Raw genomic sequence first — 11910 nt, 5'->3', positions numbered from 1 at the left:
TTAATAAATAGATTTTAGACCAATTAAATTTAGGAGGAATATGTGTTTACCCCAAATCCAGTGTTTAATACCGTAAAAATAAGTAGTTGTAACAATAGAAAGAAATGTTTACCTAATATATTGCATCCTCTTTTTAAATCCCTAGGACTGGCACTAGATGCAAGAGACAAAAATACATATTATCATTCAATTGAAGTTGCAGATATAAGCTCTATTATCGCAAGTGAAATGGGGCTTAGTAAGGAACGGATCGAACTGATCCACATTGCAGGACATCTACATGACATAGGTAAAATTGGAATTCCAGATAACATTTTACAAAAGTCTGAACCATTAAATAGGCACGAATGGAAAGTAATTAAGTCACATCCTGTTATTGGAGCAAACATTATATTACCTCTTAAGAAATGTTTTAGTAGTGAACTTATAGATATAGTGCTTTATCATCATGAGAGATTTGATGGACAGGGGTATCCTTTAGGTTTAAGAGGCAAGAACATACCTTTAGGTGCAAGGATTGTAGCAGTGGCAGATGCAATATCTGCCATGTTACAAGCAAGGCCTTATCGTCCAGCTATGCCATTTGAGATAGTAGTCCAAGAGATATTAAGCAATAGTGGTACACAATTCTGTCCTGTCGTGGTAAATGCATTTAAGGAATGTATAATTAAGATAGAAGGTTATTTTAAAAAGAATTAAACTTGAAATTTTTTTAATGCACTAGTGTTTTAATATATGGAAAGGAAAAATTCTTATGATGAATATTTGTTCAAAGATCAATAAAATATTAGACTTGCATTTTAAGAATGACTATGATGCCATTTATTCATGGTTTTATATGCTGCAGGAATTTTCAAAAACCATCGCTAGGGGACCTCCCGTTATACTTAAACCATTAAAGTTGAATTTGATTATAGTTATCCGCACAATTTCATATAATATGGGGTGCCCTTTAAAAATTTTTCTATCCAGCTTTTAGCAAAGCTTACTTTTTTACATAACCTATTCCATGCTTCTGATATAACTTCCTTCCTCTCTTTTACATCTTTTACAAAAACTAATGAAAGCACTCTTTTTTTACTCTTCCAGATGAACTCTGAACTCAATAGGATTTAGCGTTGGTGAAAATGTTCTTTCAAAATTAAGAAGTAATATAAAAGTGAAAATAGGAGGGACAGGTAATTTTAGTACATACACCTCCAATCCAAAATGGTACAGGAGTGATGTTTGTTACTTTAGAAGATGAAAAGGGAAGGAGAATGCCTTATGCCCATTTTAGAATGCAAAATTAGTTTGCCTGAAATTAAAGAGATTTTAGTTGTGCCAATAATTTTGTGTAATTTCGAGCAATTTTCGGTGAGGGACAAATTAGACCATTTTAGATGTTTTATATCCTTTTTTCAGATTCAAAAAACTACTTTTATTAAAAATTTAAGAAAATTTATATAAATAGCCCCTCTCTTTAGTAAAAATATCCTCTTATAATCTCTTTTTGGACACACTACTCCCTCAAACTTATTTACATAAATTCAAAAAATATTCTCTCAAAACATTTTTTACTATGGAGGCGAGTAAAAAAACTTCAGATATTCCTCCCAACTCTCAAATGACAAAATCCGAAATGTCACCCGCAAATTCTTCCAGTATTCCTTACGTGAACTAAATTTCTCTCTACATTTCTGATATAATAAATTTGTTAATTTTAATATCTGATGCACAAAAAATGCTAATAGATTTAAAAGAAAAAAAAATTATTGATAAATTCTTCTTACCATGACCAAAATTATGTTCTAAGTGATGTCCTTGATTCTTTAAGGTATTAAAGGTCTCATTCTCTATCTTCCATCTCTATCTGTCTCCCCTTACTAAATGATCTATATTATTTCAATCAAGGGATATATCTGTTGTCCAACTATTGTGTTAATTAATTTTCTATTCTCCTATAATCTTATATTCAAAATAATTTACCCAAATTGTATTATCATAGCCATTTAATGGTACCTCATTTATCCATTCATATACATGCTTACGGCCTTTCTTATCCTTGTATTCCATTCTCGATACATTCACCATTCTCTATTGTTCTAATACCCATTCCATCATCAACTTATGATCCTTAGGCTTGGCTACTAGAATATAACTCATATTTTTACTTTAAGCTCCCCAATAAATGACTGCTTTGAATAAAGACTATCTCCCACTATTATAATCCCTAATTTCGGATGATTTCGTCTAATCTTATTAATATCCTTTTGCCTGCATTTATCTCAAAATCCTACTTATCTGTTCCATCTGTATTCCTAACTTGTTCAAGCGCTAAAACAATTACCTCTCTATGGTCTGGATGCACTAAAGCTGCCTGTAAAATCTGATGGTAATAACGAACTTTACCTCTCTTAGATCTCTTTACAAGACACCCAGGACAGCATATCTTTTCTGAACTAAAATACTCTGAGCCATCTAACCTAGTCAAATATTTTTCTTCCCAAAATCTATAACTCTCCAACTTTGCGAAAAATAAATATCATTTTTCTTGTATTACCCCATAAACCCTGCCTTCTCAAACTTACCGAGAATTGCTGGCAAATAACCTCTTTTTTAGTCAATCCTCTAGCTGCTTCCTGACAAATCCTTTAAATATTTGCCTCTCTTAAAACCCATAATTTCATATTTTTTTGAAAAAAAGAAAAAGATGTTGGTGGAATCACATCTCAATTTATAAAACTTTATCTTTTTGTGTTATTTTTTTTAAAAAAATATATTGACTTTATAATTAAAATAATTTAACGTAATATATATTAAAAAAAGGGGGGAGCGATGAATATTGCTGAAGTTTTAAGGTCAATAGAATTTGATTTAGTTGAATATATTCAACAAAAAGTAAAAGTGGATTTTGATAATTTTCTTCAAATGCCAATTTCTTTTGTATTCCAAAATAAAAAATATGTGGTGGAGAAAACTATAGGACGTTTTAAGATAAGAAGGGATCATCCTCCAAATGGATATCTAGTATGCGCAGAAGAAGATATTTTTTTCTTATATTTTCATTATCATAATTTCAATCCAAAAGTTTTTATTAATCAAGGTAGTTGGGTACTAAGTTTTCGCATACTGAAAGATGAAGAATTGAAGAGGTCTTTAGTGGAGGAAAGAAAAATGTTAGTAAATATGTATCTAAAAAGGGTAGTTGATTTTCATGGCCATCTTTGTCCAGATTTGGCTATAGGGGTGAGGGTTTGTGAGCTTATTAAGGAATTAACGCCATTAAAAAGCATAGAACCTGCTTCCATCTCTATTATTGCAGAGAATTCTACTTCAGCCATTGATGCTATTCAAATACTTCTGGGAACCACTTTAGGAAATCAGCGTTTATACATAGTTGATTTAGGTAAGCATAATTATACTGTTGTATTCCCCACTCATAAAATGGGAATAAAGATCAGTTTAAAAACACTAAATTTTAAAAATGAAGACCAGTTCAATATGCTAGAAGAAAAACTTTCAAAAAATCAAATTGTTTTTGAAGAGGTAGTGATGTTTCAAAGGTTATTGGATGAGCGTATAAAACATATCTTTAACACACCGCTTAACGAACTCTTTAAAGTTAAAGATATAAGAATAAATAAACATTTTATTGAATTTCCTAGTTTATATGTGAAATGTGCAAAATGTGGAGAACAAGTCCTAAAAACACATGTGGTAACCTATAATCAGGAAAATTATTGTATGAGTTGTTTACAAAAAATTGATAACAATAAAATAACACTCCAATAGGATTCCCTATACGCACGCACAGGTAACTAGACGAATTGAAAAGGTGTCAGGCAAATAATGCCTACTTTATGGGCATTTCTCTTACTTTTGGCGTTATATTCCTATGGCACTATGAAGACGTTTAGAATTGTAGTATTCTACACAATCACCTACTATTCTCCTGGCATCACTGATTTTGATTTCAGTTTTTTGGGACCAATAATTAACAAAATCCACCACATTATCTCTAATATCGGGTGCTACCCACATATCATTTAAATTCCCCCAAAAATTTATTTTAAACTTACATATTCTTCCATGAGCTCAGCCAACACTTCATTCTTCTGAGAAAGTTTGTCCTCTAAAGCAGCAATCTTCTTCTCTAATCTAGAAATATGACCTCTTTTTTTCTTTTTCAAAGACCATGCTTCCTTATTTCAAAAAATTCCTTCTGCCATCTATAAAAAAGTGTAGGATGTATATTATATTCATCACATACATCTGATAGGGGCACATTTTCCAGTAGATTTTTCTTCAAAATCATCACTTTTTCTTGTGGGGTGTAATGTCTTCTTTTCTTACTCATAACTCTCCTCCTCAAAGTTTAATTTTTGCTAACATACTTTAAGGAAAGTTCCAATTCGGTCTGAGGCAAGACACTTTTTCATTATTTTTCCTTTCCTCCTCCTCTTCTCCTATTATAAAAAATCTACATAAATTTTAAACCAACAAGCGCTTTTAAAATTTATCCAGCTAGGGCTAAATAAAATACAGTTATTAATACTTAACGCTCCTGTTTGTTTTATTATGTTCTATCCATTTTGCTTTTTTCACAATAGATTATTTGCTTACAAACATATCTCGCAAAGTCCCCACGGAACCAAGCAATGCTGAGGCTTCATAAGGTAAGTAGACAATTTTGTTGTCCTTTCCACTTACCATTTCACGCATAGTTTCAATGTATTTAAGAGCTATTAAATATTGTGTAGGGTCCCCTCCCACTTCTTTTATTGCTTTAGATATCTTTTCTACCATCTCTGCCTCTGCTTCAGCAATTTTAATTTTTGCCTCTGCTTCTCCAGTAGCTTCTAATATTAAAGCTTGTTTTTTTCCTTCAGCTTTATTAATTTCAGCTTGTTTTATACCTTCAGCCTCAAGTATTTGTGACTGTTTTTTCCCCTCAGCTTCTAATATGGCAGCACGACGATCACGTTCTGCCTTCATTTGTTTTTCCATGGCATTTTTAATGTCTTCAGGAGGAATAATATCTTTAAGTTCCACTCTATTAATTTTAACTCCCCATTTGTCAGTAGCCTCATCTAGTATAGTACGTAATTTTTGGTTAATGGTGTCTCGTGATGAAAGTGTTTGATCAAGATCAAGTTCACCTATAACATTACGGAGGGTAGTTAGTGTCAATTTTTCAATTGCATCAGGGAGATTAGATACTTCATATACTGCTCGTTTAGGATCAGTAATTTGAAAATATATTAATGCGTCTATCTCAATTGCCACATTATCACGCGTAATTACATTTTGTTTGGGAAAATCATATACAGTTTCCCTCAAATCTATCTTTTCAGTTGTTATTCTGCGAATTATTGTTTTTCCATCTATATCTTCTTTAATGAATCTCCATTCGATAGTTCGTGGCTTATCAAAAAAAGGCCATATAATATTAATTCCAGGAGACAATGTTCGGTGATAACGCCCTAAACGTTCAATAACCATGGTTTCTGATTGAGATATAATTTTAAAACCTTTTATTGCAAAAAAAATAACTAAACAAAGTAACAAAAAAATAATTACTATTGGTATACTGATGGACAAATTCATATTATGCCTCCTCCTTATTTTTTTGTGTGACTATAACTTTACAACCTTCTACTGATAAGACAATTACTTTCTGACCAATATCAATTGTGTCATCATTTTTTGTTATTGCACGCCATATTTCACCTCCTATTTTAACTCTTCCTGTTCCAGCAACGTTATCTATGGGCTCAACAACAATTCCTGACATACCCATAAGTGCGTCAACATTTGTACTATTTTCGATTTTTTGGGGATAAAGAAGTTTAGTCACGATGGGCCTAACCCACAAAGACATAAGTGCTGTAGCAACAGTGAAAACCAGCAATTGTATAACAAAAGAAACATTAGCATAAGCAAAAGGTATAACAATGAAACATGCAGTGCCTAAAATTCCAGATAGAAAACCTGATGTAAATATTTCAAAGATCCAAAAAAAAATGCCTGCAATAATCCATAAGTGCCATGCTTCAAACATACAATTACTCTCCTACTAACAGTTAAACTGTCTAATTTTTTCTTTATACCTATCACAAATGGCCACCTCTGGTCTTTTGCCTACTATCTCCTCTGTTTGACACGACACTTTTGGCAATGTATGACCATCATATTGATTTCTTTCAAAATTTACTGTGGCAATTATTACTCCACTATTTTTTGTCATTGCTATAGCTACCTTTGAACCGAATTCATATTTCTTATGTTCTTTACCTTTGCTTATGCAAAAGACTCCTGGTTCATGAAGACTATAAATTTTATTTTTATCTTTTTTCTTTTGAGAATGCACTTTTTCAAATAGTTCTATTTGTTTTACATACTTGGGATAAACATCTTCTGGCAATTTACGTTTTATTTCTCTAATCAATATCCCAGCTATAGTCTTAATCCTTTTTCTGGCTTTTTTAACTTTTTTCTTATCCTTTGACCTCTTGTTAAATCTTATTTTTTTAACAACTCAGGCAACTCTCTTCTAAAACTTCTACATAAAACTATTCCTTCTTCTTTAGCTATTTTTCTACATTTGGAAATAATTTTACACATTAACTTTGTATCTGTTGGAAATGTAATATTTTTTTCTTGAACTGTAGTATCTACAACTATCTCTTTTTATGTAATTGAGCAAATATTTCAAATATTTTCTTTACACCATCTTCTCCTATGCGTTTTCGGAAATGTGTAAGCTCTGATGGAGCACAGGGAGGAGACCATCTAAATCTACTTTCTCCACAAAAAACTTGAAAATATGGATTCTGTGTCCACATCTGCACTACTTTTGCATCACTTAAATTATACAAGTGTTTTAACATTAAAAGTCCAACCATGAATCTAATAGATTTGACAAGACCACCACGCTTACTATATTTACTCGCAAATGCTTTATCAAATTCTTTCCATGCAATTTTTTTAGATAAAATTATCAAAGGATCATCAGGATTAATAAAAACTAATAAATCTCCACATATCAAATGGGGTATTCTACGCTTATGAATACATGTCTGCATATAAATTACCTTCCATTTTTTTGTTTTTTTCAACCAATTTTTTACCTCTTTTAAAGATTTTCTGGTCATTTATATTACATTATTCCAAACATTTTGTAAAGTATTTTTAGTAAATTATATATTTTTTAAGCATGGACTATGTAACGCTTAATCCAATCTCAAACAGTGTGAGGATGACGCTTAAGTAGCTTAGCTATCTCATGAGCAGATTTCTCCTCAGCATTTAAAAATACCATCATCGCTTTTTCGGAATCTTTTGATGAGGACTAACGACGAAAATTTTTTATGATCATCTGATAGTTGTACCCTGATCATATCTTCCTCCAAAAAATCTTTCATCAGGATATCATCCTTTAAAAAAATATTCAAGATTTATTATAAATCTTTACGCACTTCTGCTTAAGAAAGTATTGTCGCGAGAGCGTCAAGTAATAGGGAAAAGAGAAACAGTGACAAAATAGAAAGAGATAATAGCAATACAGACATTATCTTGGACGAATGACAGGTAGAACGAAAGTTGTATCTAAAAAGGAAGAAATAGTTCATGCATCAATGAAATTATGGCATGCATTAACTGATCCTGAAATTTTTGCCCAATATCAGTAAAGATTTTTATTTATCTTTAAGTGAATACTCTCATTTTTTGAATCTTCTTATGGAGTCTCTTTAAAAAGTTTCTTTTTCAAACAGGCTCATGCCTTCAATGTAAGGTCCTTTCAATCAAGATTTTTTCCCCGCCAAATTATTAGAATTCTCAATCAAATCATCTTTTAAATATTTAGCTTTTTTATTTTACAATTAGATCTTTGTTTGTGTAATAAAATCTAAGTTTCAACTCTATTTCTAAAAAATTAGAAATTTTAACTAGAGAGCCATTTTAAACAAATTTCAGGAGGATATCTTATGAGTTTAAAAAACTTTTTTGCCACAAAAAAAGGGATAATTATTGTTGGAGCTTTGATAGGAATATTAGCTCCTGTGCTTCAAAAATTGGGTAATCCTGGGAATATGGGCATATGTGTGGCTTGTTTTGAAAGAGATATTGCTGGTGCATTAGGATTTCACAGGGCATCTGTTGTTCAATATTTAAGGCCTGAAATATTGGGATTTGTCCTTGGATCCCTTGTAGCATCTCTTATTTATAAGGAATTTCGTTCAAGGACTGGTTCTGCTCCTTTAGTAAGATTTGTGTTGGGCATAATTGCCATGATAGGTGCTTTGGTATTTTTAGGATGTCCTTGGAGGGCCCTTTTGCGTTTAGCAGGTGGAGACGCAAATGCAATATTTGGACTTATGGGTTTAGTTGTTGGTATATGGATAGGGACTTTCTTTTTTAAAAAAGGATACACACTTGATCGCAGTTTACCTACCCACTACTCTGTAGGGTGGATTTTTCCACTTATAATAATAGGACTTTTAATTTTAAGAATAATCTTTCCTCCAATACCAGGACAAATAAAAAATAAAATCCTTTTTTACAGTATAAAGGGACCGGGTTCAATGCATGCACCTCTTCTTATATCTTTTGGTATGGGATTATTTATTGGATTTATTGCTCAAAGGAGCCGTTTTTGTACTATGGGTGCTTTCAGAGATTTAATACTATTTAAACATTTTCATCTTTTTCTTGGAGTAATTTCGCTTCTATTTTTTGCTTTCATTACAAACCTTTTACTTAACCAATTTCATTTTAGTTTCTCAAATCAACCTGTGGCACATTCAATGGAATTTTGGAACTTTGCTGGAATGGTTGTAGCTGGCCTTGCCTTTGCCTTGGCCGGAGGATGTCCAGGAAGACAACTATTTTTAGCAGGAGAAGGAGATGCTGATGCAGCTATATTTGTTTTAGGTATGATAGCAGGAGGAGCTATTTCTCACAATTTTGGGCTTGCGAGTTCACCTAAAGGGATAGGCCCGCACAGCATAGAAGCACTTATAATTTGTTTTTTGGTCTGTATATTTATTGGCTTTACCATGAAAAGGAGGTGTAATTATGAACTCTTCTGTTGTTGATGCAAGAGGACTTTCTTGTCCTCAGCCTGTTCTTCTTACATTGGAAGCTATTAAAAAGGTAGGAAAAGGCAAGTTAGAGATCTTAGTTGATACTGACACGGCTAAAGAAAATGTTATTCGATCTGTTACATCTTCTGGATGGCAGGTAAAGGAAATACTTTCCCAAGGTACAGATTACAAAATAATAATACATAAAGATTAAAATATGAGACTTTGGACAATGTTTGGCAGGATATTTAAGAAAATTTTAAAAAGAAAAGAATTTTTAACTGCAGATAAAGGTTTTCTTGTTTTTGAGAATACATCAGAGGTGATTCGTGCAGAAAAAGTTTTAAAAGATCATTCTATTCATTTAAAAGTAGCTGGTCCTCCTGCTGAAATTCAAAAAGGATGCGATTTGGTAATTGTGTTTCCAATTGTGAAGAAACTCCAGATATTAAGGATTTTAAAATCTAATGATATTGAGCCAATAGATGTAGTTCCTGTTAATTCTCCACTTCTAGAGCCCGTTAGTCTTTATCATAAGAAAGACTTTGGAGAATACTTAATGGTTAGAGCAGCGAATATGAAGATTACTGTGGATAAAAGAACTCTTAAAATTGTAAATATATCAGGTGGTGGATGTCCTGATGTGCCCTATTTAGGTCATAAAATGGTGGGAAAAACTTTAAAAGAAGCTCCTGCTCCCCAGGATATAGGTCATACTTTATGTGCTTATGCCCTTCAAAAAGCTTTGGAGGAGGTGATACGGATATGCTCGCAATAGTTGGGACAGTGCCTAATAAAAGTTTCCCTCTTACAGAAGGAATAGCAAAATATAAAAACAAAAAGATTTATATCAAAGATAAGAATGTTTTTGTAGAAAGAGGTGTTGGTGCTTTAATTGCCGCTTCTCTCAAAGTCAAAGAGGTTTTGGATAAATTTGAGGTATATGCATTTTTAATTGGAGATATTGGAACAGGAGAAGGGAGTAAAGTTTTATATGAGCATGTGGCTAAAAAGATTTCTGAGATGAATTTTAAATGTGTTGTGTTTCATTATATTCAACCTGATATTGATTTGCACTACAAAGTTTTATTTTCAATTCAAAAGACAAAGCCACGACCTAAAGTGGTAGCAGATGCGGGATTTATGTATGTGGCAAAGATGAGCGGTGAATCAGAAGAGTATGACTTGTTCACTCCAGATAAAGGAGAACTTGCGTTTTTAGCTGATGAAGATGCTCCTCATCCATTTTATACTAGAGGATTTATTCTAGGGAATAACGACATCCCTTCTCTTATTCAAAGAGCATATAAACACAAAAACGCATCAAAATTTTTATTAGTAAAAGGAGATGTGGATTACGTGGCAAGTAAACAGGGGATACTTTACACAATAGATTCTCCAAAGCATGAGGCAATGGAGGCAATTGGAGGAACAGGAGATACTCTAACTGGTTTAGTATCTGCCCTTATTGCTTCAGGTTTAAGTGAAGAAAAGTCTTGTGTCCTTGCTCCTAAAGCCAATAGGATAGCTGGATTTCTTGCAAATCCCACTCCTGCTACTCAAATTTCAGATATTATTCTGCACATTCCAAAAGCCATAAAAGAGTCAATAAAAATAAATTAAAAGGGGGTTTATCATGTTCAAAAGGGTCTTTTTGTTATTGTTTTTAGTTTTTGTATTGGGTTATGGTTCTAAGGTGTGGGCAATAGAGGTTTATAAAAAGAATAATGTTTCATTAAGTTTAGGAATATGGAGTCAATTTTGGTATCAATATTGTTCAAATTATGATACTGACAATGATGGGAAACAAGATGATGATTTAAATGACTTTATGATTAGGCGGGTATATCTAGCTGTAAAAGGACAGGTGGTTCCATTTGCTGATTTCTTTTTTCATTTTGCTGCTGATAGACTGGGACAAGAGGATTTAGATAAACCCAGTAAAGGTCTTGGATCCGGCGTAGCAATAAGGGATGCATGGGTAAGGTTAAAAATATTAAACGATGATATTATGTTACAAATGGGAAGAATGTATGTCCCTTTTACTAGAAATTATGGAACAACTTCTACAAAGGCTTTGCTTACTCTTGATCTGGATTGGGGTCAAGGGGGAGTTAGAAGTGGAATATTTTATCCTCAAAATGTGGGAAGAGATGATAGTATAACTTTGTGGGGAAATATACTTCACGATAAATTACAATATAGATTTATGATAGGAGATGGAAGCGAGGAAAAATCTATTAATCCTGAAGATAATCTTCGTTTAGCTGGAAGAATTTCCTATAATTTTTTTGATCCTGAAAAGAGCTGGTTTAATCCAGAAACATACCTTGGCAAAAAGAAAATTTTGGCAGTAGGATTTGGAGGAGATTATCAAAAAGATCTTGTCTTAAATGGAAAAGAAAAAGATTATTATGCCTGGACAGGAGATGTTCATTTTGATTATCCTTTAAAGGATGATGCTCTAACTCTTCAACTTTCCTATATTCGAGGGGATAATATAGTAAATCCAATTACCTGGACAAATGCAGGTCAGGGAGATGATATTGATATATATTCAGGTAAAATTGGATATTTTTTCTCACAAATATTAGGCTATGGACAGATTCATGGCCAAATTCAACCTTTTTGTCATTATAGCTATATAGATGTAGATAAGGAAAAAGATACTCAGGTATATGGATTTGGTTTTAATTATTACATAAAAGGCTATGCAAATAAAATTAGTGCGGAAATAACCTTTGTAGATCAGGAAAAAGAGACATCTTCTTTAAAAGACCACACACTTTTCACTTTTCAAATAGCTTTTGGGCTTTAAATTAAATAAAAAGGTGGCATTTGT

Annotated in this window: 18 protein-coding genes; 8 read left to right on the top strand and 10 right to left on the bottom strand. The window is 32.5% G+C overall.

The window, feature by feature from the left end; translation table 11 throughout:
* The first annotated feature begins 42 nt into the window (after nucleotides 1-42).
* Nucleotides 43-699, top strand: a complete 657-nt coding sequence (locus tag ACYQ1E_RS02895; RefSeq protein WP_459875182.1) for an HD-GYP domain-containing protein — start codon at nucleotides 43-45, stop codon at nucleotides 697-699.
* A gap of 218 nt (nucleotides 700-917) precedes the next feature.
* Here the strand turns inward: ACYQ1E_RS02895 and ACYQ1E_RS02890 are convergent, their stop codons facing one another.
* A complete protein-coding gene (locus ACYQ1E_RS02890) occupies nucleotides 918-1070 on the bottom strand; it encodes a hypothetical protein (protein WP_459875181.1) in 153 nt (50 codons plus the stop codon).
* Between the two features lie 196 nt (nucleotides 1071-1266).
* Here ACYQ1E_RS02890 and ACYQ1E_RS02885 point away from each other — a divergent pair, with 196 nt between their 5' ends.
* Nucleotides 1267-1449, top strand: a complete 183-nt coding sequence (locus ACYQ1E_RS02885; RefSeq protein ID WP_459875180.1) for a hypothetical protein — start codon at nucleotides 1267-1269, stop codon at nucleotides 1447-1449.
* A gap of 483 nt (nucleotides 1450-1932) precedes the next feature.
* Here ACYQ1E_RS02885 and ACYQ1E_RS02880 read toward each other — a convergent pair whose 3' ends face one another.
* Nucleotides 1933-2055 (bottom strand): hypothetical protein, encoded by a 123-nt coding sequence (locus ACYQ1E_RS02880; RefSeq protein ID WP_459875179.1) that lies wholly within the window; start codon nucleotides 2053-2055, stop codon nucleotides 1933-1935.
* A 220-nt stretch (nucleotides 2056-2275) separates the two neighbouring features.
* Nucleotides 2276-2473 carry a hypothetical protein gene (locus tag ACYQ1E_RS02875; RefSeq protein WP_459875178.1) on the bottom strand — a complete coding sequence of 66 codons (198 nt, stop codon included), beginning with the start codon at nucleotides 2471-2473 and terminating at the stop codon, nucleotides 2276-2278.
* Nucleotides 2474-2817: 344 nt separating this feature from the next.
* Here ACYQ1E_RS02875 and ACYQ1E_RS02870 point away from each other — a divergent pair, with 344 nt between their 5' ends.
* On the top strand, nucleotides 2818-3774 hold the full coding sequence (locus tag ACYQ1E_RS02870; protein ID WP_459875177.1) for an FmdE family protein: 957 nt from the start codon (nucleotides 2818-2820) through the stop codon (nucleotides 3772-3774).
* A gap of 93 nt (nucleotides 3775-3867) precedes the next feature.
* On the opposite strand, the gene ACYQ1E_RS02865 is transcribed toward ACYQ1E_RS02870, so the two are convergent.
* From ACYQ1E_RS02865 to ACYQ1E_RS02835, 7 genes are all read right to left on the bottom strand, one after another.
* The gene (locus tag ACYQ1E_RS02865) at nucleotides 3868-4023 is read right to left on the bottom strand and encodes a hypothetical protein (RefSeq protein WP_459875176.1); all 156 of its coding nucleotides are present in this window, start codon (nucleotides 4021-4023) and stop codon (nucleotides 3868-3870) included.
* 23 nt (nucleotides 4024-4046) lie between these two features.
* Nucleotides 4047-4172 (bottom strand): hypothetical protein, encoded by a 126-nt coding sequence (locus tag ACYQ1E_RS02860; RefSeq protein WP_459875175.1) that lies wholly within the window; start codon nucleotides 4170-4172, stop codon nucleotides 4047-4049.
* Nucleotides 4169-4339 (bottom strand): transposase, encoded by a 171-nt coding sequence (locus ACYQ1E_RS02855; RefSeq protein ID WP_459875174.1) that lies wholly within the window; start codon nucleotides 4337-4339, stop codon nucleotides 4169-4171. The genes ACYQ1E_RS02860 and ACYQ1E_RS02855 overlap by 4 nt, the downstream gene beginning before the upstream one ends.
* Before the next feature lie 254 nt (nucleotides 4340-4593).
* On the bottom strand, nucleotides 4594-5589 hold the full coding sequence (locus ACYQ1E_RS02850) for an SPFH domain-containing protein (protein ID WP_459875173.1): 996 nt from the start codon (nucleotides 5587-5589) through the stop codon (nucleotides 4594-4596).
* 1 nt (nucleotide 5590) lies between these two features.
* The gene (locus ACYQ1E_RS02845) at nucleotides 5591-6043 is read right to left on the bottom strand and encodes an NfeD family protein (protein WP_459875172.1); all 453 of its coding nucleotides are present in this window, start codon (nucleotides 6041-6043) and stop codon (nucleotides 5591-5593) included.
* A gap of 15 nt (nucleotides 6044-6058) precedes the next feature.
* Nucleotides 6059-6430: a hypothetical protein gene (locus ACYQ1E_RS02840; protein ID WP_459875170.1), complete on the bottom strand. Its 372-nt coding sequence runs from the start codon at nucleotides 6428-6430 to the stop codon at nucleotides 6059-6061.
* Between the two features lie 232 nt (nucleotides 6431-6662).
* On the bottom strand, nucleotides 6663-7136 hold the full coding sequence (locus ACYQ1E_RS02835; RefSeq protein ID WP_459875169.1) for a transposase: 474 nt from the start codon (nucleotides 7134-7136) through the stop codon (nucleotides 6663-6665).
* A gap of 834 nt (nucleotides 7137-7970) precedes the next feature.
* Between ACYQ1E_RS02835 and yedE the strand changes: the two genes are divergently transcribed.
* The 5 genes from yedE to ACYQ1E_RS02810 are packed head-to-tail and all read left to right on the top strand — an operon-like array spanning nucleotide 7971 to nucleotide 11886.
* Entirely contained in the window at nucleotides 7971-9080 is a 1110-nt protein-coding gene (gene yedE / locus ACYQ1E_RS02830) for a YedE family putative selenium transporter (protein WP_459875168.1), read from the top strand.
* Nucleotides 9061-9282, top strand: coding sequence for a sulfurtransferase TusA family protein (locus ACYQ1E_RS02825; protein WP_459875167.1), 222 nt, complete (start codon nucleotides 9061-9063; stop codon nucleotides 9280-9282). Before yedE ends, ACYQ1E_RS02825 begins: the two co-directional genes overlap by 20 nt.
* Before the next feature lie 3 nt (nucleotides 9283-9285).
* Nucleotides 9286-9846, top strand: coding sequence for a putative Se/S carrier protein (locus ACYQ1E_RS02820; RefSeq protein ID WP_459875166.1), 561 nt, complete (start codon nucleotides 9286-9288; stop codon nucleotides 9844-9846).
* Nucleotides 9834-10691, top strand: a complete 858-nt coding sequence (locus ACYQ1E_RS02815; protein WP_459875165.1) for an NAD(P)H-hydrate dehydratase — start codon at nucleotides 9834-9836, stop codon at nucleotides 10689-10691. The genes ACYQ1E_RS02820 and ACYQ1E_RS02815 overlap by 13 nt, the downstream gene beginning before the upstream one ends.
* 13 nt (nucleotides 10692-10704) lie before the next feature.
* Complete coding sequence (locus ACYQ1E_RS02810) at nucleotides 10705-11886, top strand: porin (protein WP_459875164.1); 1182 nt, start codon at nucleotides 10705-10707, stop codon at nucleotides 11884-11886.
* The last annotated feature ends 24 nt before the right edge of the window (nucleotides 11887-11910 follow it).

The organism is Desulfothermus naphthae, from assembly GCF_054657475.1.
Note: the sequence above shows the minus strand (reverse complement) of the source record. Positions and strands in the feature narration are given on the sequence as shown.